At 60.5% G+C, this 26240-nt stretch carries 22 protein-coding genes; 11 read left to right on the top strand and 11 right to left on the bottom strand.

The features are described from left to right. Positions 1–29: 29 nt before the first annotated feature. Positions 30–761 (bottom strand): hypothetical protein, encoded by a 732-nt coding sequence (locus tag E0486_RS11450; RefSeq protein ID WP_131852314.1) that lies wholly within the window; start codon positions 759–761, stop codon positions 30–32. A gap of 37 nt (positions 762–798) precedes the next feature. Beyond that, positions 799–1866 (bottom strand): TolB family protein, encoded by a 1068-nt coding sequence (locus E0486_RS11445; protein ID WP_131852313.1) that lies wholly within the window; start codon positions 1864–1866, stop codon positions 799–801. A gap of 68 nt (positions 1867–1934) precedes the next feature. On the opposite strand from E0486_RS11445, the gene E0486_RS11440 reads away from it, so the two are divergent. The 5 genes from E0486_RS11440 to E0486_RS11420 all read left to right on the top strand — a co-directional run bounded on the left by E0486_RS11440 (position 1935) and on the right by E0486_RS11420 (position 10407). Then, complete coding sequence (locus E0486_RS11440) at positions 1935–2918, top strand: tetratricopeptide repeat protein (protein ID WP_131852312.1); 984 nt, start codon at positions 1935–1937, stop codon at positions 2916–2918. Positions 2919–3000: 82 nt separating this feature from the next. Further along, complete coding sequence (gene rpe, locus E0486_RS11435; protein WP_131852311.1) at positions 3001–3651, top strand: ribulose-phosphate 3-epimerase; 651 nt, start codon at positions 3001–3003, stop codon at positions 3649–3651. Beyond that, positions 3651–4397 (top strand): class I SAM-dependent methyltransferase, encoded by a 747-nt coding sequence (locus tag E0486_RS11430; protein WP_131852310.1) that lies wholly within the window; start codon positions 3651–3653, stop codon positions 4395–4397. Before rpe ends, E0486_RS11430 begins: the two co-directional genes overlap by 1 nt. 35 nt (positions 4398–4432) lie before the next feature. Next, on the top strand, positions 4433–6916 hold the full coding sequence (locus tag E0486_RS11425) for a TonB-dependent receptor (RefSeq protein WP_243697430.1): 2484 nt from the start codon (positions 4433–4435) through the stop codon (positions 6914–6916). Between the two features lie 164 nt (positions 6917–7080). Further along, complete coding sequence (locus E0486_RS11420; protein WP_165917297.1) at positions 7081–10407, top strand: carboxypeptidase-like regulatory domain-containing protein; 3327 nt, start codon at positions 7081–7083, stop codon at positions 10405–10407. An 8-nt stretch (positions 10408–10415) separates the two neighbouring features. Here the strand turns inward: E0486_RS11420 and E0486_RS11415 are convergent, their stop codons facing one another. Beyond that, complete coding sequence (locus E0486_RS11415; protein WP_131852307.1) at positions 10416–10877, bottom strand: hemerythrin domain-containing protein; 462 nt, start codon at positions 10875–10877, stop codon at positions 10416–10418. Between the two features lie 181 nt (positions 10878–11058). Between E0486_RS11415 and gcvP the strand changes: the two genes are divergently transcribed. Continuing rightward, a complete protein-coding gene (gcvP, locus tag E0486_RS11410; RefSeq protein WP_131852306.1) occupies positions 11059–13941 on the top strand; it encodes an aminomethyl-transferring glycine dehydrogenase in 2883 nt (960 codons plus the stop codon). A gap of 320 nt (positions 13942–14261) precedes the next feature. After that, the gene (locus E0486_RS11405) at positions 14262–14909 is read left to right on the top strand and encodes a DUF1579 domain-containing protein (RefSeq protein ID WP_131852305.1); all 648 of its coding nucleotides are present in this window, start codon (positions 14262–14264) and stop codon (positions 14907–14909) included. Positions 14910–14973: 64 nt separating this feature from the next. Here E0486_RS11405 and E0486_RS19085 read toward each other — a convergent pair whose 3' ends face one another. Next, entirely contained in the window at positions 14974–16101 is a 1128-nt protein-coding gene (locus E0486_RS19085) for a YciE/YciF ferroxidase family protein (RefSeq protein WP_207906247.1), read from the bottom strand. Positions 16102–16217: 116 nt separating this feature from the next. On the opposite strand from E0486_RS19085, the gene E0486_RS11395 reads away from it, so the two are divergent. Beyond that, on the top strand, positions 16218–16670 hold the full coding sequence (locus tag E0486_RS11395; protein WP_131852304.1) for a CBS domain-containing protein: 453 nt from the start codon (positions 16218–16220) through the stop codon (positions 16668–16670). 73 nt (positions 16671–16743) lie between these two features. Here E0486_RS11395 and E0486_RS11390 read toward each other — a convergent pair whose 3' ends face one another. From E0486_RS11390 to E0486_RS11380, 3 genes are all read right to left on the bottom strand, one after another. Next, a complete protein-coding gene (locus E0486_RS11390) occupies positions 16744–17475 on the bottom strand; it encodes an EcsC family protein (protein ID WP_131852303.1) in 732 nt (243 codons plus the stop codon). A 3-nt stretch (positions 17476–17478) separates the two neighbouring features. After that, positions 17479–18213 (bottom strand): TerB family tellurite resistance protein, encoded by a 735-nt coding sequence (locus E0486_RS11385; RefSeq protein ID WP_131852302.1) that lies wholly within the window; start codon positions 18211–18213, stop codon positions 17479–17481. A gap of 78 nt (positions 18214–18291) precedes the next feature. Then, a complete protein-coding gene (locus E0486_RS11380) occupies positions 18292–18567 on the bottom strand; it encodes a hypothetical protein (RefSeq protein ID WP_131852301.1) in 276 nt (91 codons plus the stop codon). Between the two features lie 94 nt (positions 18568–18661). Here E0486_RS11380 and E0486_RS11375 point away from each other — a divergent pair, with 94 nt between their 5' ends. Beyond that, positions 18662–19132 carry a YkgJ family cysteine cluster protein gene (locus E0486_RS11375; protein WP_131852300.1) on the top strand — a complete coding sequence of 157 codons (471 nt, stop codon included), beginning with the start codon at positions 18662–18664 and terminating at the stop codon, positions 19130–19132. A gap of 88 nt (positions 19133–19220) precedes the next feature. Here the strand turns inward: E0486_RS11375 and E0486_RS11370 are convergent, their stop codons facing one another. The 4 genes from E0486_RS11370 to folK all read right to left on the bottom strand — a co-directional run bounded on the left by E0486_RS11370 (position 19221) and on the right by folK (position 23007). Next, positions 19221–20126: an MBL fold metallo-hydrolase gene (locus E0486_RS11370; protein ID WP_165917296.1), complete on the bottom strand. Its 906-nt coding sequence runs from the start codon at positions 20124–20126 to the stop codon at positions 19221–19223. Between the two features lie 155 nt (positions 20127–20281). Beyond that, on the bottom strand, positions 20282–21535 hold the full coding sequence (locus tag E0486_RS11365) for an MFS transporter (RefSeq protein ID WP_131852298.1): 1254 nt from the start codon (positions 21533–21535) through the stop codon (positions 20282–20284). Between the two features lie 299 nt (positions 21536–21834). After that, positions 21835–22488, bottom strand: coding sequence for a deoxynucleoside kinase (locus E0486_RS11360; RefSeq protein ID WP_243697429.1), 654 nt, complete (start codon positions 22486–22488; stop codon positions 21835–21837). An 18-nt stretch (positions 22489–22506) separates the two neighbouring features. Further along, entirely contained in the window at positions 22507–23007 is a 501-nt protein-coding gene (folK, locus tag E0486_RS11355; RefSeq protein ID WP_131852297.1) for a 2-amino-4-hydroxy-6-hydroxymethyldihydropteridine diphosphokinase, read from the bottom strand. Between the two features lie 47 nt (positions 23008–23054). Between folK and sppA the strand changes: the two genes are divergently transcribed. Continuing rightward, a complete protein-coding gene (gene sppA, locus E0486_RS11350) occupies positions 23055–24803 on the top strand; it encodes a signal peptide peptidase SppA (protein ID WP_131852296.1) in 1749 nt (582 codons plus the stop codon). A gap of 222 nt (positions 24804–25025) precedes the next feature. Further along, a complete protein-coding gene (locus E0486_RS11345; RefSeq protein WP_131852295.1) occupies positions 25026–26132 on the top strand; it encodes an ABC transporter permease in 1107 nt (368 codons plus the stop codon). Positions 26133–26240 lie beyond the last annotated feature (108 nt).

Below are 26240 nucleotides of genomic sequence, written 5' to 3'. Positions count from 1 at the left end.
CCAAACCACAAACTACAAACTTCAAACGATTACTTTCCTCCGTTGCCCTGCAGGTCCTGCAGGCAGGCTGCGTCCAATACCGGCACCGGGCCCGAGATGAGGAAGCCCAATACATCGGTGGTCTCGACGGCATAGTACATCAGGCAATTGCTGTTAGTGCAATGGGCCGTGCCGTTGGGGTCTTTGTGCGGCGTGCGCATTTCGGTACCGATATCAACAAGGCCCAGCAGGTGCCCAAACTCGTGTTCCAGCACGGTGGCTTCCAGCTTCGTGCGGCTCGTCTGCCCAAGACCTCCGGAGTTATCGTGGATCGTTTTTCCGAAAATGGCCAGCGAGGTACCGCCATAGGCCACCCCAAGCACTGAGGCGTTGCTGTAGCTCCCGTTCGTATACAGCACATGTACCGTCGCCACGCCGTTACCGGAGTGCAGGGTGCGCACACTGCTTTCGATCGCCGGCAGCTCGCCGGCACCCAATATGCTGTTGGTGCTCGCGGCAATAGGCTGCGTGCGGATGCTGATCCCACCGGGTTTGTGCAACCGGCTTTGTAAAAAGGATTGCAGGGAAGTAAGGGCCGCAGCATCCGGGGCAAAGCCGGGCATATAGCTCACTTCCACCTGGAGGCTGCTGTAACTGTCGGCCGACAGCAGCTCGTGGGCCGCGTAGCCGGTGTTGCGGCCGTCGATGGGACTGCCCGCTGCGTTGCGGTCTTTTTTGCAGGACAGCAACAAGATGACGAGTAGAAGGACGGAGTAGCGCATGAAAACGGTTTAGCCCGCGTGTGCAAAACTGGGGCCACTATTGCACCCAGTCGGCGACGAAGATATTGGTATCACGCGTGCCGCCGTTGTTGCGGTTAGAGCAAAACAGCAGCCGGCTTCCCTGCCGGTTGAACATCGGGAAGGCGTCGAAACCCTTGTCGCGCGAGATCTTTTCCAACGCGCCGCTCTTCGGGTCGAGCAGGTACATGTTGAAGGGAAAGCCGCGTGGGTATTCGTGGTTGCTGCAAAAAACGATGCGTCCGTCGGGGGCGAAGTTGGGTGCCCAATTGGCATTGCCCAGGTTCGTCACCTGCCGCGCGTTGGAGCCGTCGGCATTGGCGAGGAACACTTCCATCTGCGTCGGTGCTACCAACCCTTCGGCCAGCAGGCTTTTGTATTCGGCGATTTCCGCTTCGGTCTTCGGGCGGCTGGCGCGCCAGACAATCTGCTTGCCATCCGCACTGAACCAGGCGCCGCCGTCGTAACCAAGCTCGCGGGTGATTCGAGTCACGGTGCCTGTTTTGAGATCGAGCACATAGAGGTCGAGGTCGCCGTCGCGCATGGACGTAAATACAAGGCGCCGGCCATCGGGCGACAGAGTGGCCTCGGCGTCGTAGCCGGGTGTGTCGGTGAGGCGCTTCACAATGCGGCCCTGGCGGTCGGCCATGAAAAGATCGTAGGAGGCATACACCGGCCAGATGTAGCGGTTACCGTATTTGCTGCGGTCGGGAAGTGGTGGGCAGGCGGTATCGGCGAGATGCGTGGACGCGTAGATCACGTACTTGCCGTCGCCGGTAAAAAAGCCGCAGGTGGTGCGGCCCGCCCCACTACTGATGCGGCGGTAGGTGAAGGGTTTCCCGGCGCGCGGTACTTTGCCGATGTAGATCTGGTCGCAGGGAACCCCGTCTTTCGGGGCCGTACGCTGAAACACGATCCACTTGCCATCGGGGCTCCAGTACGCTTCGGCGTTATCGGCGCCAAAGGTGAGCTGCCGCACGTTGCGGAAGTGCCGCTCTTCGGAATAATGCAGCGTGTCGGCGGGTCGCTGCGCCCACACAGCCAGCGCGGCAAGCAGCGCGCAGGCAAGGATCGGGAGTCGGAGCATGCGTAAAAAATTGCTTAAAGAAACAGAAAGTTGACCGTAATGCCGGCGCTATTTTTAGTTTTGACGCCATGCGCATCCTCCTCTTCTCCCTGCTCTCCGCACTGCTCTTCGCCTGCAACGACAAGGAGCGCGACCCGCTGCTCGACAGCACGCCCTATGCGGCGCTGAGCGACAGCATCCGCCTCGCGCCGCGCCAGGCCGACCTGTATTACCGGCGCGGGCAGCTGCTGTTCGGCAACGAGGAGTACGCCGCAGCAAAGCGCGACCTGCGCACTGCCTGGACGCTGCAGCCGCGCGAAGACATCGGTCTCAGCCTCGCCACGGCCCTGCGCCGCGAGTCGGAAGATTCCGCGTTCGTATTTCTACAGTCGGCCCGCCGGGCGCTGCCCCAAAGCCTCGCCCTCGCCATCGGGCTGGCCCGCGGCTACCAGAAAAAGAACCGGCCCGCGGATGCCCTCGAGTTGTGCGATAATATTATTAAAGCCTATCCCAATCAACTCGACGCACTGGTGCTTAAATCCGAGCTGCTCGAAGGCGCGGGCCGTTCCGCCGAAGCCCTCCAAACGCTGGAAACCGCTTACCGCTACGCCCCCACGGACCCCGACCTGGCCCACCGCCTCGGCTTCGGGCTGGCGCAGGCCGGCGATGCACGTACCCTTCCGCTCACCGACTCGCTCATTGCCCGCGACCGTGAAGGTATCCGCGCAGAACCTTATTATTTTAAAGGCCTGTATTACGAAGCGAAAGGCAACAGCACCGAAGCGATTCGCTGGCTCAACGAGGCCATCCGCCACGACTACAACTTCCTTGACGCCCATATGGAAAAAGGAACGATCCTTTACGAAGGCAAGCGCTACAGCGAAGCACTGCAGGTGTTCCAGCTCGCCCTGACCATCACCCCTACGTATGCCGATGGCTACTATTGGGTGGGCAAATGCCTAGAAGCGCTCGGAAACAGGGAAGATGCGAAAACCAACTACCAGCGCGCCTTCGGACTGGACAAGTCGAATGGCGAGGCAAAAGCAGCCGCAGAGCGGCTCGGGAAGAATTAGTGCATGAGGTGTCAGCCGGTCGGCACCTTCCGGCGCACATGTTCTAACTTTCTCATGTGCTCCTGTTGTCTACATTTGCGGCATGGCACTCATCGCTCCCTCGCTCCTTTCAGCAAATTTCCTGCAGCTCGAAACCGAATGCAAGATGCTCAATGACAGCCAGGCCGACTGGTTTCACCTGGACGTCATGGACGGCCGCTTTGTGCCGAATATCTCCTTCGGCATCCCCGTCATCGAGCACATCCGCAAAGCCACCAGCAAGGTGTGCGACGTGCACCTGATGATCCTTGAACCCGAGCGCTACGCGGAGGCGTTTGCCAGGGCCGGCGCCGACCACCTGACGGTCCACATCGAAGCCTGCACGCACCTGCACCGCAACATCCAGCAGATCCGCGCTCTCGGCATGAAGGCCGGCGTGGCGGTAAACCCGCATACGCCCGTGGCGCTGCTTGAAGATATTATCGGCGATATCGACCTGGTGTGCCTCATGAGCGTCAACCCCGGCTTCGGCGGACAGTCGTTCATTCCCCGGACGCTCGAAAAGATCCGGGCGCTGCGCCAGATGATCGATGACAATGGCCTGAACGTACAGATCGAGATCGACGGCGGCGTGACCCTCGCCAATGCGAAAGAGATCATCGACGCCGGCGCCGACGTGCTGGTGGCGGGCAACACTGTTTTCAAATCCGACAACCCGGTGCGCATGATCGATGCATTGAAAAATATCCGGTAATGCCCAAAGACCTTTTTTCCAACCAGGCCGCAACCTACGCCCGGTATCGCCCGACGTATCCCGCCGAATTGTTTGACTGGCTGCTGCAGCGAACCGCGGGTCGTGAACGCGCGCTCGATTGCGCCACAGGCAACGGGCAGGCAGCCACGGCATTGGCGGAGCATTTCCGCGAAGTGGAAGCCATCGACCTCAGCGAAGGCCAGTTGGCGCAGGCGCAGCAACGACCCAACATCCACTACCAGCGTTCGACAGCGGAGCATACGCCGTTCCCCGATACCCACTTCGACCTGATTACGATGGCGCAAGCCTTTCACTGGATGGATGCTCCGCGCTTTTGCGCCGAGATGAACCGCGTCGGCCGCCCGGGAGCCGTTGTGGCCGCCTGGTCGTACAAGTTTCCCACGACCTCGGACGATGCCGTCAACAAAGTGATCCTGGATTTCTATGTGAAGGTGACCGGCCCCTATTGGGAGCCCGAGCGCGCGCATGTCGACAACGACTACGCTACGCTCGCCTTCGACTTCGACGACGTGGAAACGGCCCGCTTTACCTCTTTGATGCGCTGGACCCGCGCCGACCTGCTCGGCTACTTCGCTACGTGGTCGGCAACTCAAAAATACCTGCGCCTCCACGGGAGCTCGCCGGTTAGGCTGGTGGAAGAGCCGCTGGCGCGCGTGCTTGCCGAAGGCCGCGTGCTCGACGTGCGCTTCCCGCTCTTCCTGAAGGCCGGCCGCGTGCGCCGCTGAGGCCACCTCCGTATCTTAGCCCAAATTCCGACTTCGTGAAGTTTCGCGCCGCCGCCTTTTTGTTCATCCTGACCTTCGCAACGATCATCGCCGCCGCCCAGGGCAAATGGGCCACTGTAAGCGGCACCGTGCTTGACGAGGGCGAGCAGCCCCTGCCGCAGGTAACGGTGATCGTGCTCGGACAGCAACGCGGCATCAGCACCAACGATTCCGGTGCCTTTACGCTTCGGGTACCCGCCAATCGCGCGTTCGCCCTCGTATTCTCCTACACGGGCTTTAAAACCTACCAGCAGAATTTCCTGCTCAACCCGGATGAGCGGGAAACGGTAACCGTGCACCTCGAGCGCGGCGGCACCGAGCTGAACACCGTAATTATACAAGACCAGCGCGAACGCAGCGAGGCCGGCCTCATCCGGCCCAACCCGAAGAACGTGCTCAACCTGCCCTCACCCGTAACCGGCGTGGAAAGCATGATCAAGGTGATCGTGGGTTCAAACAACGAGCTCACCTCGCAATACAACGTGCGCGGCGGCTCCTACGATGAGAACCTCATTTATGTAAACGATTTCGAGATCTTCCGCCCCTATCTGGTGCGGAGCGGGCAACAGGAAGGCCTTTCCTTTATCAACCCGGCGCTGGTGCGCAACATCTCTTTTTATAATGGCGGCTTCGCGGCCCGTTACGGCGATAAAATGAGCTCCGTGCTCGACATCCAGTACAACAAGCCGAAGCGTTTCGGCGGCTCGGCCTACGTAGGCCTGCTGGAGCAGGGGGTGCACGTGGAAGGTGCCAACGAGAAGAATAGCTTCACCTACCTTATCGGCCTCCGCAACCGGAGCAACCGCAACCTGCTGCAAAGCCAGGAAACGCAAGGCTCCTACACCCCTTCGTCCACCGACCTGCAGGCGCTGCTCAGCTGGCAGCTCTCCGACAAGTGGAGCACCGAGCTGCTGGCCAATTACTCGCAAACGAAATTCACGCTCCTCCCCGCTTTCAGCCAACTGACCTCCTCGGTGTTCTCACCGCTGTTCACCGCCAACCTGGGCGTGGATATCTTCTTCGAAGGCCGCGAGCGCGACCAGTATTATACGCGGATGCTGGGTCTTTCGACGAGCTATGCGCCGCGCAAAGACCTCCGGCTGAAGTTTCTCGTGTCGCGGTTTGAAAACGAAGAATGGGAGGAGCGCGACATATCGGGTTCTTACCTTTTCGGCGACCGCGACTTCGACGCCAACAGCGCCACCTTCGGGCTTATCGTAAACCCGCTCGGTGCGGGCATCAGCCAGGATTTCGCGCGCAACCGCCTCAACATCACCAACTACAACTTTTCGCACAAAGGCACCTTCGACCGTGGCCGCAACCAGTGGCAGTGGGGCCTTGGCTACGACCGCGCTTCCATCGACGACCGCCTTCGCGAGTGGCAATACCAGGACTCCGCCGGCTACTCGTTACCTTACTCGCCCACGGCACTCACCCTGAGTCAATCGCTGCGCGGAACGGCGGCACTGGCCATCAACAAATTCAGCGGCTACCTGCAAAGCAACCGCGTGTTCCGGCATGGCAATACTACCTGGACGCTCAACGCCGGCCTCCGCGCCCACTACAACGACCTGAACAACGAGCTGCTCCTGAGTCCGCGTGCAGGCGCCTCCTGGAAGCCTTCCTGGAAGCGCGACGTCGTGTTCCGCGCGGCCGCCGGCGCCTACCAGCAACCGCCCTTTTACCGGGAGCTCCGCCGCTACGACGGTACGCTCAATACAGGCCTGAAAGCCCAGCGCAGCTGGCAGGGCGTGGCCGGGCTCGACTACAACTTCATCGGGGTTGGGCGCCCGCTGCGCCTCACGGTGGAAGGCTATTACAAATACCTGACGAACGTTGTACCCTACGACATCGACAACGTGCGGGTACGCTACTTTGGAGAAAACAGTGCCCGGGCCTACGCGATGGGACTCGAAGCCCGCCTCTTCGGCGAGCTGGTGAAGGACGCCGAAAGCTGGCTCAGCATCGGGCTGATGCGCACCCGCGAAGACCTGCAGGGCGACACCTACACCCAGTACACGCTCGACTCGCTCAGGCGCCCGGCAGACAGCATGCAGGTGGAAGGCGGCTGGCTGCGGCGCCCCACCGACCGACTGCTGACGGTAGGCCTGTTCTTCCAGGATTACCTGGCCACGAATAAGAACTTCAAGGTATACCTCAACCTCCTGTACGGCTCCAACCTGCCTTATAATATCCCAGGCTCCGTAAAGTACCGCAATGCGCTCAATATTCCTGCGTACATCCGTGCCGACATCGGCTTCAGCGCGCTGCTGCTCGACGGCGATAAGGCGAAGCGCCGCAGCCACAGCCCCTTCCGAAACTTCGAAAACATCTGGGCCTCGCTGGAGGTGTTCAACCTCATCGACCGGGCCAATACGATCTCCTACCTCCTGATCAAGGATTTTTCCAACACGACCTACACGATGCCCAACCGGCTTACCCCTCGCCTGCTCAATTTCAAGATCATCGCACGCTGGTAGAAAGCGGATGAGCGGTCTTTACCGTATTTCTGCGGTATCGTGCAGCGAAATAAACCGGTCGATTGCCTAGTTAGCAAGACCGATGCGCATCCGTCTCCGCTGACTTTCGCAAACACCCGTGCGGTCCCGCAGGACCGTTATTCGCACACTAATAATTCATGCACATGAGATGGCTATTCTTTCTAGCCCTGTTGCTCTATGCGGCAGGCGCTTGCGCACAGGTACGCACGATCACCGGAACGGTTCGCGACACACAAGGCAACCCGGTACCTTTTGCAACCGTAAACGAACCGGGCACCCGCAATACCGTTTCCGCCGACGCCAATGGCAACTTCAGCATCCGCGTCGGTCCCAACACGAATCGCCTGGCTATTTCTGCCACCGGCTTTAAGCCATTGACCATTTCATTCAGCGGAACCACCGCATCGGCCGTTCTCGACAGGGCCGGGAACAACCAACTGGAAACTGTCGTCATTACGAGTGGCCTCGGCGTCGAGCGAAGGTCACGGGAAATGGGTTATGCCGCCACCGCATTGCAGGGCCGCGTGGCAGGACTCAATGGAACAACGGAGGGCAGTGGCAGTGGCGACGAAGACAAAAAACTAAAAACCTGGAAGCGCTCCGGGCTCGGTGAGAACAGCGTGAAGCTTACTGTGGGCGACAAAGACACGCTGCGCCTGCGCGCCGCACAGGTAGCGGTGCAGGTAGACGGCTTCCGGGCCCGGGTGCTGTTCGACTTTTATTTTCTGAACGATCGCGGCTCCCGGCTGCGCGGCAACTTCCGGCTTAAACTGCCGGCTGGAGCAAGCCCCTGCTACTTTGCCTTCGGCGGCGTGGAGTTGCTCAACCGCGACAAGCGCGGCCCGGTGGCACCGGTCATCCCCTATGCACTCGATGCCCCGCTTAACCTGCTGAAAGACAGTCTGCGACCGCCGCGGCGTGGATTGCGCGAGGCCCGCGTGGTGCCCAAGGCAAAGGCCGCCTATGCCTTCAATGAAACGGTGCGCGGCAACGTAGATCCCGCCCTGGCCGAATGGGCCGGTGCCGACGTATTCTCCTGCTCCGTGTTTCCGCTCGAGGCCGGCAAGATGCATCACCTCGTGATCGGCTACGACATCAACCTGTTGCAGTCGGGCACCGAAGCATTGCTTGAATTGAACCTGCCCTTCCCCAACGTACGACGCAGCGTCGATGTCAGTGTGGCCGAAGCAGGGGCCGGCAAGGTCGAATTGAGCCCCGCGCTTCCGGAACGCACGCTGGAGGGCTATCGCCGCTACCATTCGGATGCCTTCACCGAAACGGCGCTGACGATGAACATCCGGACGCCGGCCTCGGTGCTCCTGGAATCCGCCGGCGACGAACCGGGCTTCGCGCTTACCGCAACGGCTACGCTCGATGCGCAGGCGGTAGCGTCCACGGAATCGGCGCTGTTCCTGCTCGATGTGAGCTGGAGCAGCCAGCCGGACAAGTTCAACATCTGGCTCAAAACACTGGAAGCGGTGCTGCGCGGCAACCGCCGCCAGATCAAAAAGTTCGCGGTACTGTGCTTTCACGTGGATGCCTTTTGGTGGCAACGCGGCTTTGTGGCCAACACGGAGCACAACTTGCAGTCCTTTTTGCGCTATGCCGGCAAGCTGAGTCTCGTGGGCGCCACCGACCTCGGCAGGGCCCTGCGCGAAAGCGCCCACCCCGCCTGGGAAACTGGCCCCGCCCCTGCCGCGCGCAGCCTCTTCCTCCTCAGCGATGGCGACGCCAGCTGGGGCGACCAGAACCTGTACCTTCTGTCGCAAAGCCTGCGCCCGCAGGACCGGCTGTACGCCTTCGTCACCGGACTTTCGGGCACCGACACCCGGGTGCTGCATCACCTGAGCCGCGAGTCGGGCGGCGCCGTTTTCTCCGTATTGAATGAAGAGGAACTGGCTGAAGCGGCACGCGCCATCCGCTATGCACCCTGGTATATCGAATCGGTAAGCGCCGAGGGCGGCCGTGACTTGCTCCTCGCCGGGCGCCCCAACGCGCTCTTCCCCGGCCAAAAGCTCCTGGTCACCGGCCGCGGGCTGCCCGTTGGCGGCACCGTAGAAATACGGTTACGCCGCGGCAGCGAGGTGCGCACGCTGCAGGTTGTGCCGGAAGCGCGCATCACCTCGCCGCTGGCCCGCCGTGTGTTCGGACAGGTAGCCGTGCAGCAGTTGTCGGCATTCGGCTTCGCCACACGTACCGCCGCCGACCGCTTTGCCGCCTGGTACGATGTGCCCGACGAGGACCATTCCTTCGTGATGCTGGAAAGCGAAGCCCTCTACCGGCGCTTTGGGATCGATTCGGTTTCCTTCCGCGCCTTTATGGACAGCAGCGAGGTAGGACGCATCGTGGCCCGCGTGCTGGCGGAAGCCGCCCGCAGTGGCAGCCTGGGCAGTGCGCGCGCTGTATTCAATGACTGGCTCCGGCAGTTGCGCGCTGACAACCTGCGGCCCATCGCAGACGACGGGTTGCTGGCAAAGGCTCTCGCAGCGCTCCCCGACTCAGCCTTCGAAGTGCCCATCGGCGCCCTTCATGGCCGGAACCTGCTGCGGCGTCAGTGGATGACCCGCTCCCTGCAGGCGATCGAAGGGCAACCCGAATACGCCCGCCTGCTGAAACAGGTGCGCGCCGAACAGCAGGCAGCCGGCGCCGCCGACGCCTTTACACTGCTGAGCACGATGGCGGAAAGCAACCGCGACGACCTCGCCCTACTGCGCGACCTCGCCTTTGAGCTGGAGCGCTGGCGCCTCAGCGGGCAGGCCTACCAACTACTGGCCCAACTGCTCCGCGCCCGGCCGGCCGAGCCCGCCACCTGGGGCTTGCTGGCGGCGAACCTGCGCCAACTGAACCGCCCCGCGCTGGCCGTTGCCTACTACGACATTGCCTTTCACACGAACTGGGACCACCGCTTCGACGGCTTCGACCTCATCCTGGCGCTGGACTACTACCGGCTGCTGATCGATCCGCAGACCGCAGCTTCCTCGGGACTGCCGGGTAATTTCCTGGAGGCCCGTCGCAGCGAGCTGAAAAGCTTCCTGGCGAGCCGCGGTGTGCAGGCTGCTGAAGCCGACCTGATGGTGGTGATCACCTGGAATACGGACAACACCGACGTAGACCTGCACCTGCGCGAGCCATCGGGTGAAGAGTGTTACTACAGCCACCGTAAGACCGCGTCGGGCGGCTTCCTGAGCAATGACGCCACCGATGGCTTCGGACCCGAGATGTATTACCTGGAAAAAGCCCCGGCGGGCAGCTACCGGATCGACGTGGATTATTTCGGCGACTCGCGGGTGCAAACGGCGGCCACCAGCAAGGTCCTGGTGCATGCCTATAAGAACTGGGGGCGGCCCAATGAAGAGCGTTTTGAAAAAGTGTTGGAGCTGCGCAAGAAAAAAGCAGGGCGCGCCGGAAACCGGGATGACGACGACGAGGTGGAAAAGACCTTTCGCGATGTGTTGGTCATCGACTTCTAGAAGAAGAATTATCGCCAGAATTCGTCGGCCCAGCCCGGGCCGGCGTTTTCTTTTTTCCCCTCGATCAATACCTGCAGCGCGTCGAGCCGTTCGGTTCCCAGCGCTTCCTCGATCCAGGGAAAGAGCTCGCGCTCCTCGAAGCGGATGTGATCGTGCACTTTGGCGGCGATCTCTTCCAGCAGCGCTTCGTCAGGGATCTGCGCCAGTACCTGGAGCAGTCCTTCGATCTCCTCGTGCTCTTCCTGCATCCGCTGCAGCCCGGGCGCACCCGGCAGCGCGGGGTGAAAGGCCGCTTCCTCGCGGCGGAAATGGTCCTCCAACGCACGGTTCCAGTACCACAGCACATAGTCCGCAATGCGCGGCAGGGCGATGCCGCTGGCCAGTCCGCGCCGGATCTTCCAGGCCAGCAGGAGGCCTTCGTGGTGCTCGCGGGAAAAGGGCTGGAGCTGCGGGGAACGTTTTAGCGCCATAGGACAGTTTGTAGTTTGTCGTTTGTGGTTGCTAGGACCAGGAAATTCTGCAGGAAGCCCGGGCCTCTGCCGGCGGCTGCAAACTACAAACAACAAACCATAAACCACAAACCCCTTGGGGCCTTAAGGCCGTCGGAATGGGGCATTTTCCCTGTACCTTTGCGACTTCTAAATCTATTCCATGAGCCTGTTTGAAGCACAAGCCTCCGAATTTCATCAACGGCATATGGGCCCCGATCCCCGCGAGACCGCCGAGATGCTGAAAGCCATTGGCGCAGCCTCCCTCGACGAGCTGATCGACAAGACCGTACCCGCCAACATCCGCATGCAAGAAGAGCTGGACCTGCCCCCGGCGATGAGCGAGCACGAGTACCTGCAACACCTCAAGGAAGTGTCGCTGCAAAACAAGGTGCTCAAAAGCTATATCGGCCAGGGTTACTACGACACGATCACCCCCAGCGTCATTGGCCGCAACCTGTTTGAAAACCCGGCCTGGTATACCCAGTACACGCCCTACCAGGCTGAAATCGCGCAGGGCCGCCTCGAAAGCCTGCTCAACTTCCAGACGATGGTAAGCGATCTCACGGCGCTGCCCATCGCCAACGCCTCGCTGCTCGACGAAGGCACCGCCGCCGCCGAAGCGATGAGCATGTTCTTCAATATGCTCAATAAAGACACGCACGCCATTGCGCGCCCGCGCTTCTTCGTAGATGCCGAGACCTTCCCCCAAACAAAGGACGTGGTGCTGACACGCGCGCTGCCTTACGGCATCGAAGTGGTGTTCGGCGACTACAAAACCACTACCATCGACGGCACCTACTTCGGCGCCCTCGTTCAATACCCCAACGACAAGGGCTCGGTGGAAGACTACCGCGCCTTCATTGAGAAAGTGCACGAAACCGGCGCGTATGTAGCCATGGCCACCGACCTGCTGGCCCTGACGCTGCTGACACCTCCCGGTGAGCTCGGTGCCGACTGCGCCCTCGGCTCGGCGCAGCGCTTTGGCGTGCCGCTCGGCTACGGTGGCCCGCACGCGGCCTTCTTCGCCACCAAAGACGAATTCAAGCGCAGCATCCCCGGCCGCATTATCGGCGTAAGCATCGACGCCAACGGCGACCGTGCGCTCCGCATGGCCCTGCAAACCCGCGAGCAGCACATCAAGCGCGAAAAAGCTACGTCCAACATCTGCACCGCGCAGGCGCTGCTGGCCAACATGGCCGCGATGTACGCCGTGTACCACGGTCCCGACGGGTTGCGCAACATTGCCAAGCGCACAGCGCTGCTCGCGCAGACCGTGGCCAACGCGCTCGAAGAGCGCGGCTACGAGTTGCTGAATGAATACTTCTTCGACACCATCGTGGTAAAGGCCGACAACGTGGCCGCGGTACGCACCAAGGCCGAACGCCAGGGACTCAACTTCCGCTACTTCGAAGGGCAGAACCTCGTAGGCATTTCGCTCGACGAAACGACCACTGCTTCCGACCTGCTCGACCTGATCAACTCCTTTGAAAACGACACCGACCCCGTGTCTTTTGAAGTGCAGCACGAAGGCCAGCTTGATACCATTCCTACGTTGCTCACCCGCACCTCCGACTACCTGATGCACCCGGTGTTCAACACACACCACAGCGAAACGAAGATGATGCGCTACCTGCGTCAGCTCGAAAGCAAAGACTACTCGTTGGTGCACGGAATGATCCCGCTGGGCTCCTGCACAATGAAACTCAACGCCGCTTCTGAAATGATGCCGCTGAGCTGGAGCCACTGGAGCAAGATCCATCCCTTCGCACCGGTCGACCAAGCTCAGGGCTACGCCTTCATCGTAAAGGAACTTTCGAAATACCTCTGCCGCATCACCGCCTTCGACGCCTGCAGCCTGCAACCCAACAGCGGCGCCCAGGGTGAATACGCCGGCCTGCTGGCCATCAAAGGCTACCACGAAGCCAACGGCGAGGGCCATCGCAACGTGATGCTGATCCCGATCTCGGCACACGGCACCAACCCCGCTTCGGCCGTCATGTGCGGTATGGACGTGGTAGTGGTCAAGGCGCTGGAGAACGGCTATATCGATGTGGAAGACCTGAAGGCCAAGGCTGCCCAGCACGCCGCCAACCTCGCCGGTATCATGATCACCTACCCGTCCACTTACGGTGTGTACGAGGAAACGGTGACCGAGATCACCCGCATCGTGCACGAACACGGTGGACAGGTGTATATGGATGGAGCCAACATGAACGCCCAGGTTGGCCTAACCGCCCCGGGCCTCATCGGCGCCGATGTATGCCACCTCAACCTCCACAAAACCTTCGCCATCCCGCACGGCGGCGGCGGCCCCGGCATGGGCCCCATCTGCGTAAAGCAACACCTCGCCGTGCACCTGCCCGGCCACGTATTCACTAGCGGTGGCGCCCAGCAGCCCGGCCAGGGGGCAGTGTCGGCCGGACAATACGGCTCGGCCTCCATCCTGCTCATCTCCTACGGCTATATCCGGATGCTCGGCAAAGATGGCGTGCGCAAGGCCACCGAGTATGCCATCCTCAACGCCAACTACATGCTGGCACGCCTGAAAGGACAGTACGACATTCTGTATACGAACCACAATGGCCAGTGCGCCCACGAGTTTATCGTAGACCTGCGGCCGTTCAAGAAGAACGCCGAAGTGGAAGCGGAAGACATTGCCAAGCGCCTCATGGACTACGGCTTCCACGCGCCCACAATGTCGTTCCCGGTGCCGGGCACGATCATGGTGGAACCTACGGAGAGTGAGGACAAGGCCGAGCTCGACCGCTTCTGCGACGCGATGCTCGAGATCCGTAATGAAATCGCTGCCGTCGAAAGCGGCGCGGTTGATAAAAAAGACAACGTGCTGAAGGGCGCGCCTCATACCCAGGCGTCGGTTTGCGCCGACAGCTGGACGAAGCCTTACTCGCGCGAGCAGGCCGCCTTCCCGCTGCCCGCCGTTAAGGTGAACAAGTTCTGGCCTTCGGTTGCCCGTGTCAACAACACCTACGGGGACCGCAACCTCGTGTGCGTGTGCCCGCCGACGGAAATGTACGCGGAATAGGCCTCCTTATAGCGACGATACAGCACAAAAAGCCCCCGACCTTATGGTCAGGGGCTTTTTATTTATTAAAACGTTGGCGTAGTACGAAGCTGGCAGCGATCAGGCTTACCAATAAACAAATCGTCCGATAGACTAATAAAACAGCTGTTGGGGCAAACAAAAAACCCCACCGAAGTGGAGTTGATTGCCTTGGTATTTGTATCGAGCTTCAAAGATAGTTTTTCCGGTACAGCTTCTTGCTAAAAGAACATTAAAATAGCATTAAGTTCCGAGCAAGCCCATCCTTGCCGGTTTGTAGTATATTTAAGCAAATTCACCTTATGAAAAAATGGATTTCTGCAGCACTGGCGCTTTCACTTGTTGCCTGCAACAGCGAAAACAAACCGGGCGGATCGGCTCCCGTAGTAGCCGCCGCCAGCAGTGACGCCCCGCCGCCCCCGCCGGCCAGCACCAAACCCGACTCGGCCACGCAGGCCCGCAACTGGCAAACCTATATGACGCCCGGCGCCGAGCAGCAACTGCTCAAAGACGCCAACGGCACCTGGGAAGCCGAAGTGACGATGTGGATGGCGCCCGGCGCGCCCGAGCAAAAATCCACGATGACCACCGAAAACAAAATGCTCCTCGGCGACCGTTACCAGCAGTCGGTGAGTAGGGGCGAAATGATGGGCACCGCCTTCGAAGGCATCTCCACGACCGCCTTCGACAACCACAAGAAAAAATTCATTTCCACCTGGATCGACAACATGGGCACGGGTGTGATGACGATGGAAGGCAGCTGGGATTCTACCACCAAGACCATCAACTTCGCCGGCCGCATGATGGACCCTGCGCTGGCGCAAGAAGTGGACGTGCGGGAAACCTTCACCTTCATCGACCGGGACCACCACCTCATGCAGATGTACGGCAAGGGCGAAGACGGCAAAAAATGCAAGACGATGCAGATCCACTTCCGCCGCAAGAAGTGATCGAATGCCATAAAAAAAGCCCCCTTGCCGGAAGCAGGGGGCTTTTTCTTTATGCGGGAATATCTTAGCGTGTGCGTGACGAATTGCCGTTGCCGCGGTTGCTGCCCGTGTTGCGGTTGCTGCTGCCCGAGCCACTGGCGCCGCCGCTACCGCGCGGGGCGGGGGTACTGCGCGTAGTGCCGGAGGTGCCGGTGCCCGCCGAGCGGGTAGTGCCGCCACCGGTGCCGCGGGTAGAGCCGCTGTTGCTGCCCGCGCCGCGCGTCGCGCTGCCGGCCGAGCTGGCCGTGCTTCGGGCGCTGCCCAGCGTGCCCGAGCCGCCCGAGCTGCTACCACTGATGCTTCGGCCGGTAGAGGTGCCGTTGCGCCCGGTGCTGCCACTACTGGCTGCATTGCGGCTCGAAGTGCTCTTGCTTGCGGGCGTGGAAGCCGGCGATGCCGTGCCGCCGCTCTTGCTGCTGCGCGTGTTGCTGCCCGACATATTGCCGGCGCTTGCCGTGCGGCTGCTGCCGGTACCGCGTGGGCTGTTCCCGCCCGAAGCGGCTTTGCTAGCGCGACCGGCAGATGCCATCTCGAGCACAGGCTCGGGCTTCGCTGTTTTCCTAACGCTGCCGCTGCGACCACCGCTGTTGGAGGAAGCGCTGCGCGAAGCACCGTTGGAGCCAGCCTCCTGGGCCTGCCGGTTGAGGCGGCTTTCGGCCAGCACCGTCAGGCGCTGGTCGGCCTCGTATTCTTCGTCGAGGGTCTGCTGGAGTGTCTGGGCCACATCATTCAAGCCCAGCTCCTGGGCATAGGCACGGGCGGTGCCGTAACCGCAGATCTCGTAGTGTTCCACCTTCTGGGCACAGGCGATAATGGCCGCGTCCATGACGTCGGGATTCATGTTTTCACTCAGCACCTTGTTGGTTTCCTTGATGATCCCCTGCATGCCTTCGCACACAATGCGCGACTTGAAGAGGCGGCCCAGAAGGCCGGCGCTCTCCTGCTCGGCAGCACCCATTTGTTGCTGCAGGGTCTCCAGGCGGGCCTTCTGCTGCTCGGTGATGCGCAGGTGCTCTTTCAGCGCGGATTTCAGCTCGCGGTTGCCGGCCTTCTCGATCATTTTCGGAAGGGCCGCGATGATTTGCTCTTCTACGGAATAGAGATCCTGCAATTCCATTTTGAGCAGGTCGCGGAGATCATTCATTTTTTCCATGACGAAGATGTATTAGTTTGAAGGAAGCGTAAAAAAATTATGCCGCACCGACGACGCTGACCAATATCATGCCCGTCCCGCGCGGGTTTGCGTATATTCGTACAAACAAAACCAACATGCGCACCGTCGCCCAGCTGCTTACCACCAAACCGCCCTTGTTCAATCAGATCGGGCCCAATGCGCTTGTACTCGAAGCGCTCAATCTGCTCAACTCACTCAACCTGAGCTACCTCGTGGTGACGGAAGACGGCCAGTACCGCGGCCTGTTCAGCGAGCGCGACTACGCCCGCAACGTCATCCTCAAAGGACACGCGAGCAACAGCACACCGGTGCGCGAAGTGATGTCGGTAGACCTGCCCATCGTCAACGTCGAAGAAACCATCGAGCAGTGCATGCGCTTGATGAACGCCCATAAAACCCGCTACCTGCTGGCATACGACGACGAGCAGTTTGTCGGCGTCGTAACTATCCACGACCTGCTCCGCGAAGTCATCAACAACCGCGAGCTCGTGTTCGACCGCGCCACCGTGTCGGCGCTTGTTGATCAGCAGGAAGAAGGCATATTTTGATTGACTATTGAATCCATAACTATTGAATAACGGGTGCTGCCCACCTTCTTCCATGAATATTATTCAAAGGCTGTTACCGCAGCCTCCCCTCTTCCATCCAGCGCATACGGTAAGCATTCATCGCCGTCTGGCCAAGGCGGTCTACCAACTGGTAATTGGCCACGAAGCCCACTACGGCGCCGATGCCCGGAATGAGCTGCGCCATCTTTGCGATGTCGATATAATCCCGGTATTCCTGCTGAAAGCGGCGCCAGTCGAAATCCTGCACGTCTTCGGGAAGTTCGTGGGCGTGCTCCGACCAGTTTTGCATTTGCGCAAACACAGTCCGACGCCGCTCCTGGCTGCTGAAGGCCAGTTGGAAAATGTGCAGCAGGTACACACGCTCCCGGTAATCGGAAAGATTGTAGCCATAGAGTGTCGCCACATCAAACAGCAGCTTCAGCTTGAAGCCGAGCAGGAGCGGGAAGTCGGCCATGCTGGTCCAGAAGCCGCCGGCACCGGTGAGGCCACCCTCGGCCGCGGCTGCGTGCTTGTAATAACGGATGCGTTCTTCCACAGCGGCCTCCACGCGGTGCAGCGGCCCGGCCAGCGCCTTCGTGCGCGACAGGTGCCGGGCGCCGAACAGAACGCCTTCCACCATATGGCGGATCGCCGCGGTAATAACGCGATGCGCCTTCTCAGGAATGAACGCGTTGACCTTCGCCTGCACGCGCTGCGACACGCGGCTCAGTGCCGAAGGCCGCTTTTGCATTTCGGCCTGCCACTTACGGCTTTGTTGTATGGCCCAACGGGTATACTGCTGCATGATTTAAAATCCGAATAATCCGCCCAGCAAGCCTCCCCGGCGTCCGAACCCGCCCCCGCGGAAGGCACCGCCAAACATACCGGTGAGTGATCCGAGGCCGCCACCGAGGCCGCCCATGCCGCCGCCGATGAGGCTGCCACCGAGGCCGCCCATCATGCCCCCGAAGAGCCCGCCGCGGCGCCTTCCGCCACTCAGCATCCCGGCCAGCACAATTGGTCCAACTACACCGAGCATGCCCTTGAGCAGTTTCGACGGGTTGATGCCTGCGCTCTCCATTTTGCGCCCCAGCCCCGACGACTCCAGGAATTGCGGGCTGGCCGCTGTCTCCGGGTCGGCTGCCTTCGCCTTGGCCTCGTGGGCAAATTCGTCAAGCAGCGAAAACTGCTTCTGGTCCACTCCGAGGTAATCGGCCATCTTTTGAATATGCGCCTTCTCATCAGCGCCGTAGTCGCCGTCCACTTCCGCGAACGCTATGCAGTCGGTGACCAGCGAAAACCGCAGGTCGCTGTTCTTCAACACATCGAGGCAGCGGTTTAGCTCGTCTCCCTGCAGCTCGGTAGCCGCACGGCGGATCATGGCGCTTTGCTCGTCGTCGAGACCGGCGGCTTCGGAGAGCGTGTCGAGGTGCTCGAGCTCAGCGTCTGTAGCCGTGCGGTCGGCCGTGCCAATAGAAGCGATGGCGCCCAGGTAGGCACCCTTTTCCAGGTTGGAATAACCTTCGAGAATATGTTCAGCCATGTGAAGTGTACTGTTTTGAAGTTTACTGTTTGGAGTTCGTATACGTCTACATCCTACATCCGGGATCTGACATCTCCATCAGGGTCGGCCCGGCGGGCGGCTGCGGTCGCTGCCGCGGTCGGCACTGTCCGGGGGCGTGGTAAACTCTACGTCGACTCCCAGCTCGCGGATGCGGTGTTTCACCAGCTCGGGGGTCAGTTGCTGCGTCACGATCTCAAGCGGCGCTTCGGCATTGTTGACATCGATGTGCCAGTGGTCGATTTCGCCGCGCTGCTCCCACTGGTCGAGCTGTTGCTTAATGGCTAAGATGTTGCCGATACCGTGGAGGTTCGTCCGGAAAAAATACGTACTCATAGTCAAGCATTATACCCCTGCTACAGCCACTTTTATGCCGCTATTTAACAGGACCGAAGGCAGCGGTCCGCGCCGGATGTGCTTACTTTGCAGCATGGCGCGCCCCATCGACTTTCATTCCAAAGAGCAGCAGAAGAAGTTTCAGCGCTTCCTGCAGCGCGCCGACGCGCGGAAGGTGCTGCGGCAACTGCCCGCCCTGCACGAGGAAGCGACGGCCGACAACGATTGCCTCGCCTGCGCCGCCTGCTGCAAGAACTACTCACCCCGCTTCAAAACGCCCGACGTCAAACGCATCAGCAAACACCTCCGCCTCCGCGAAAGCGTGTTCATCGAAACCTACCTGAATGTGGACGAAGACGGTGATTTTGTGGTGAAGTCGAGCCCCTGCCCCTTCCTGGGCACCGACAACTATTGCAGCATTTACGACGTGCGCCCGTCCGACTGCGCGCGCTTTCCCTACACCAATGAAGATGTGCTGCTGAAGCGCCCCAGGCTGTCCCTGAAGAATGCTACCTTCTGCCCCATCGCGCACCAGGTGCTCGACCGGCTCAGCGCAACCTTATAACAGTCGGCAACTAGCCAAATCGTCTATTGGTTGGTAGCGACTACCAACAACGCAAAACCTTAAGAACCCGCGAAAACTTTAAGAACCCTTAAGCCCCCTTCGCTTCCGTCAGCTCATCCCAGGCTGCTCCTAGCGATCGTTCGAGGCCGTCGCCTTTCCATTCGCTGACGCCGGGAACCGTGGTGTTTTTGACAAATTCCTCGCGGTTTTTGCCGGCCTTTTGCTCTTGCCGGGCGAACTCCAGCACCCGCACGAGGTATTCGCGAAACGCCAGCACATCGCGGCTGTTGCCGGTTACTTCGTACCCCTCGGCGCTGTGTCCGAATACGTACAGGGTATCGGTATCGAATTTTTTGACGATGCGGGTCAGCGCCTCGGCCCAGTGCACCATCGAGGCGCCGTGGGCACGGTCTACAAACGGGTGGCGGCGGTTGAATACCAGGTCGCCGACGTGGGCAATGTTGGCGTCCTGGAAATGATACACCGCATCGCCGTTGGTATGGCCGGCACCGAAATAAAATCCCTTCAGCTTTGCTTCCTCGCTCTTGAGCTTCAGCTCCTCGTCGAATGTGATCGTGGCATAGAGCTGCTCGGCGGGCTTCTTTGCCGCCGCGCTCACCGACTGGTGGTGGGCCGCCGCGTTCTTATGAGCGACCACGTCCTGCACGAGTCCCTTGAAGGCCGCGCCGCCACCGGTATGGTCGCCGTGATGGTGCGTATAAAGTAGTTGCAGAAAGGGTTCTTCGGCCATCTTTTTCAGCTCCCCGATCAGGTTGGGCGCTGTGTCCATGAATTGCGTATCGATCACCGTGAAACCGTTCTTCCCCGCATGAAAGCCGATGGTACCGCCACGTTCCGTATAAATACCCACGCTGTTGCGCAGCAGCTTCAGGTTGCCCGCCCGGGGAAGAAGGGACGCCCATACATTATTACGGAACAAGAGCGTGCCCCCGGCAACGAGGGAAGTGTAGCGGAGGAAGTCTTTACGGTTCATGGGAAGTAAGTTTGTGGTTTGTCGTTTAGGGTTTGTAGTTGGGGGTGGGATCTTTAAAGGTAGGGAGCAAACAAAAACAACCGTCCCCATACCTGTTCACGTTCACTACGTACGTCCTGCACTTCCGACTTCCCACTCCCGACTTCCCACTTTCTTTAGTATTCAAACTTCCGTAGTCCCGGCGCGCGCCACCAGGTGATGAGCACCACGATGATGGTCATAAAGCCACCGAAGAGAACAGCGGGCACGGTGCCCAGCAGTCGGGCGGAAAAGCCGCTCTCGAACTGCCCCAGCTCGTTGCTGGAGTTGATAAACATCGAGTTCACCGCGCTGACACGCCCGCGCATCTGGTCGGGGGTAGTGAGCTGCAGCACCGTGCCCCGGATGACTACGGAAATGCCGTCGAGCATCCCGGCCACCAGCAGCGCCACGAACGACATCCAGAAAAAGTTGCTCAACCCGAACACGATGATGCACAAGCCGAAGCCGAACACCGCGAACAGGAGGATCGTACCCTGACGGCGCCGCAGCGGGAAGAAGGTATTGAACAGCAGCGTCACGGCCGAACCGATGTCGATGGCCGCATTGAGCAGGCCGAAGCCCTGTGGCCCCACTTTCAGGATCCGGTCGGCGATTTCGGGAATGAGCGCCACGGCGCCGCCGAACAGCACCGCGAAGAGGTCGAGCGAGATGGCGCCGAGCATGATCTTGTTGCGAAACACGAAGCGAAGCCCTTCCTTCACCGAATCCATGGCTCGGATGCCCACGCTGTTGTGCAGCACCGGCTTCCTGGAAATGCGCGAAACCAGGAACGCGGCCAGCAGCACGTACATCAGCACCACCACGAAGGTGGCGTGCACACCCACGGCCGCGATGAGGAGCCCCGCCGACGCATGCCCCACGATCGAGGAGATGAGAAACGTAGAGGAACTGATGGCGGAAGCCAGGTGCAGGATGTTGCGCGGCACCAGCTGCGCGATGATGGCGCTGGTGGTGGGCCCCGCAAAGGCACGGATAACGCCCGTAAAGAAGATGATGCCGTAAAAGAAGACGGGCAAAACGCTCCGCGACAGCACCTGCGTCATTTGGGGCATTGTGAGCACCACGAGGCCCGCCACGCAAAGACTGTAACTGAGAATTCCCTTCAGCAGCAGCGTCCGTTTGTCGGAGCGGTCGATGAGGTAGCCGGCGTAGAGCGCCAGGCAAAATACCGGCACGAACTCCGACAGTCCCGAGATGCCGATCGAAAACGAACTGCGTGTGAGCTGGAACAGCTGGTAGGCCACCACGGTGCCCACCATCCGCAACGACATCGTGTAAAAAAACCGGGCAATGATGAAGAGGCGGAACTCGGAATGGTATAACAGGGGCGCCAAACTGTGGGGACGCTGTTCGAGGGTTGCGGGCATGAACGCGAAAGTACAGACGGGAAGGTTCCTGAAGGTTCAAGAGGTTTAGTGGTTCAGGGAGGTTGGCAGGCGTCGACGACGGGCAAGGCCCGTTATTGCGAGCGTAGCGAAGCAAACTCCGCCGTTTCGCGGAGTGCGTACAACGCAAAGAAGTCTTGCCTCGAAGCTATTTTACGTAGGGAGCAGTTTTTAGGTTGTGGAGTTTGCTTCGCTACGCTCGCAATGACCGCGATGCGCGACAACGCCACCCAGGTGCGCCAGCCAACTCCAAACTACAAACCCCAAACTACAAACTTTCTCTACGGCAGCGTCAGGTAATGCTGCCCTTCGGTATACTCGCGGTCGAGCGCGTCGAGGATGGTCTGAAAGTGCTTTTCATTGTACAGGAAGTCGGCGTTCGACACATCGATGATCAGCGTTTTCATGTTGTGCTGCTTGATGTAGTGCGTGTAGGTCTCCTGGATCGAGAAGAGGTAGTCGTCGGGGATATTCTGCTCGTAGGGGCGGCCGCGCTTGGCGATGTTGGACTGCAGCTTGCTCACCGGCGCATGCAGGTAGATGAGCAGCTCGGGCTGCACCAGCTGCTGCAGGATGATGTCGAACAGGCGCTGGTAGAGGCGGTACTCGTCTTCGGGCAGGTTCACCCGCGCAAAGAGCAGGCACTTGGTGAACAGGTAGTCGGTGACGGTCACGCTCTGGAACATATCTTTCTGCCCTACCAGGTCCTTCAGCTGCTTGAAGCGCTCGGCCATAAAAAAGAGTTCCAGCGGGAACGCGTACTGGCTCGGGTTTTCGTAAAACTTCGGCAGAAAGGGGTTGTCGGCAAATTGCTCCAGCACGAGGCGTGCGTCGAAATGCTTCGCCAGCAGGTTGGCGAGGGTGGTCTTCCCGGCGCCGATATTGCCTTCAATGGTAATAAAATTGTACTTCACGGGTCGCTTGCAGTCGGGCAAAATAAAGGAATTCGGGGCTCACGTTCCGGGGAAGTTATGCACGCGCAGTGGGTCGGGGCAGCGCTCCAGCAATTCGGCCACCGTTGCCCCCAGCACCGGGTGGCGCAGGCGGGGAGCTATGGCCGCCAGGCAGGTGAGCGCAAAGCGGCGCGCGGGCAGCTGCGGGTGGGGCACCTGCAGCCCGGGCTCGTCGATCACAGCATCGTCGTACAGCAGGATGTCGATGTCGATCAGGCGGGGGCCATACCGCTCCTTGCGGGCGCGGCCGAGGGCCGCCTCCACCGACAGCGCCGTTCGGAGCAGCTCCTGCGGCCCCAAAGCCGTTTCCAGGCAAAGAGCCTGGTTGAGAAAAGCCGGCTGCTCTTCGAGACCCCAGGCAGCGGTTTCAAAAAGCGGGGACGCCGCCGCGATGGGTCCGGCTGCCGCTTCGAGGGCCGCCCGCGCGGCCGCCAGCAGGGCTACGCGGTCGCCGAGGTTGCCGCCCAGCAGCAGGTACGCCGTATGTGTCGTTGCTTCCAAGGGCGTCAAATATCCTCTATTTTTGAACGGAATACCAATTGCCCCTTATGCGTGCCTTCCTCAAGATGTTTCTCGCCTCCTTCCTGGCCCTGCTCGCCTTTATGCTCGTGTGCTTGTTCTTCGTCTTCGTTACGATTGCTGCGCTCGGCTCCTCGGACAAGCCGCAGATCGCCCGGAAGTCGGTGCTGCGCATCGACCTGGGGCAGCACTTCTCCGAGCAGTCGCGCCACAACCCGCTGCGCCGCATCAGCGGCGGCGAGGCCGATGCGCCCGGGCTGTACGACGTGGTGCGCCTCATCGCCAAAGCAGCTGCCGACAAAGACATCGCCGGCATTTATTTGCAGGCCGACGGCAACGGCAACGGCTACGCGGCCTCCGAGGAGTTGCGCGCGGCACTCGCTGCCTTCAAAGGAAAAGGCAAGTTCGTGCTGGCCCACGGCAACCGCATGGAGCAGAAAGCCTATTACGTGGCCAGCGTGGCCGACCGCGTGTATGTGAGCCCGCAAGGCCTGCTGGAGTGGAAGGGCCTGGCCGTAGAACTACTGTTTTTCAAGAACGCCCTCGACCGCCTGCGCATCCAGCCCCAGATCTTTTATGCCGGCAAGTTCAAAAGCGCCACCGAGCCTTTCCGCTCCGACCGCATGACGCCGGAGAACAAACTGCAAACGGCCGAATTCCTCGGCGACATCGACCGCGAGCTGCTCCAGCGCGTGGCTATTGCCCGTGGCATCGACACCGCCGAACTGCGCCGCCTTTCCAACGAAGGCAGTATCCAGAACGCCGGCGACGCACTGCGCTACAAGCTGGTGGACGGACTCCGGTACGACGACCAGGTGCGCGACGAGCTGAAGCAGCGCGCCGGTCTCCGGAAAGACGACCGCCTCTCCTTCGTGGAGCTCGATACCTATGCCGAAGCCGTTTCTTACAAGCAAAGCGGCAGCGACCGCATCGCCCTCATCTATGCCGAAGGCACGATCGTGGACGGCCCCGGCGACCGCGAGAGCATCGGCGACGAAGACTATATCAAGTGGATCCGCAAGGCGCGCCTCGACAAGTCGATCAAGGCCATCGTGTTCCGCATCAACTCGGGTGGCGGCTCCGCGCTGGCGTCGGAAAACATCTGGCGCGAGCTGCAGCTGGCGAAGCAGGAAAAGCCCCTGGTGGTCAGCTTCGGCGACGTGGCGGCCTCGGGCGGCTACTACATCGCCTCCGCCGCCGACTCGATCTTCGCCCTGCCCAATACCATCACCGGCTCCATCGGCGTGTTTACGCTGCTGCCCAACCTGCAGGGGTTTTTCAACGAAAAGCTGGGCATCACCTTCGACGGCGTAAAGACGGCCACCTATGCCGACCGCAACAATCCCTTCCGCGCCCTCACGACTGCCGAGCAAGGCTTCCAGCAGCGGGAGGTGGACCGTATTTATACACTCTTCAAGCAACGCGTGGCCGATGGCCGCAGGAAAGACACGGCCTACATCGGCTCCATCGCGCAGGGCCGCGTGTGGAGCGGCGGCAAAGGGCTGCGGATCGGCCTTGTAGACCGCATCGGCACCCTCGACGACGCCGTACGCTGCGCCGCCCGCATGGCAAAGACGAGCAGCTACCGACTGCGCGAATACCCCGAACGCAGCAACTGGCTCGACGAGCTTCTCAACCGCAAGAAAGAAGAGCCGATGGCGCAATTGCGCCAGCAACTCGGCGCCGAACAATTCGCGGTATACGAGCAGCTTATCGAACTGAACAGACTTTGCCGCGCACCTCAAGCGAGAATGCCGTTCCAGATGGAGATCCGGTAGGCCCCCTTGCCTTCGGCTGCGCTCAGGCTGACAGGCGGCCAGTCACCAATAAGGTCCCCCGAAGTCTCGGGGCGTGTTTCTTTGTATAACCCTTCAGTTCGCGTACCAACTTCTTTCCTTTTTTTCTTCGCGGTTAAGAACCTTGATTCAACTTAGTTTCCTTAGAGGACCGGGCAGTCAGCCTGTCCCGGTGAGCTTGTCGAACCATACATTTGCATACTTATGTCCCAACCGTACAGTCAGGTCCGCGCCATGCTGGCCATCACCGTTGCCAGCCTGCGGTCTACGCTCAAGAGCCCGCAGGCGGTGTTTGTCGGCCTGTTCTTTCCCATCGTGCTGATCGTCATCTTCGGGTCGATCGGCGGGGGCGGCGGGTCTTCGGTGGACGTGGCCTTTGAAAAAGGCACCGACAGCACGACGCAGGTGTACCAGAAGCTGCGTCATGCGGAAGGCCTGCGGATCGTGCCCAACAACCAGCCCGGCAAAGACATCGAGGAAATGCTCAAAAAGGGACGGCTGACCGCCATCCTTGCCATACAAAAGCAACCTGCGGGCGCCCCGGCACCGTACCAGCTGCAGATGCGTTTTACCCAGGCTTCGGCCAAAGACCTCGTGGTGCTGCGGCCTGTGCTGCGCGACGCCATCCACGAGCTCGAAACCGAGGTGTTCACCGATCGCACGGAGTACGTACAGATCGTACCCCACTTCCAGCCAGGCCGTGAATACAAGATGATCGACTTCCTGCTGCCCGGCATGATCGGCTTCTCGCTTATCGGCGCCTCGATCTTCAGCATCGCCTTCGTGTTCTTTTCGATGCGCGAAACGCTGGTGCTGAAGCGGCTGTACTCCACCCCCATCCGCCGCGGCTACATCATCCTCGGCGAAAGCCTCTCGCGGGTGATCTTCCAGCTGCTGGTGGTGCTGGTGCTGATCGCCTTCGGCTATTTCTTTTACCACTTCACGCTCGCCAACGGCATCTTCACCCTGCTTTCGATGCTGTTTCTGAGCTTCCTGGCGCTGCTGGTGTTTATGGGCTTCGGCTTCTTCATCGCCTCGGTGGCCCGCAACCAGCACGTGATCCCGATCTACGCCAACCTGTTCATGTTCCCGCAATACTTCCTGTCGGGCACCTTCTTCTCGCGCGACGCGCTGCCGGCCTTCCTGCAGCCGGTGCTGAAGGCCCTGCCGCTGACGGCCCTGAACGACTCGATGCGCAAGGTGGCCTTCGAAGGCGCCTCGCTGGTTACCTGCTGGCCCGAGATCCTCATCCTCTGCGCCTGGGGCGTGGTGGTGTATGCGGCGACGGTGCGGGTGTTCCGCTGGGAGTAGGGGCCTGAACCGTGAGCTAATCAGGCAGCAGGTAGCCCTTCTCGCCCGCGAAAAGGCACTTTTACAACCTTTAGTAAGCAGGTATCGCGGTAGAGAAGGCCTTCCATA

The sequence above is a fragment of the Flaviaesturariibacter aridisoli genome, from assembly GCF_004343705.1.
Taxonomy (GTDB): Bacteria; Bacteroidota; Bacteroidia; order Chitinophagales; family Chitinophagaceae; genus Flavisolibacter; species Flavisolibacter aridisoli.
The sequence above is the reverse complement of the archived record's forward strand: the minus strand, read 5'-3'. Positions and strand labels throughout refer to the sequence as shown.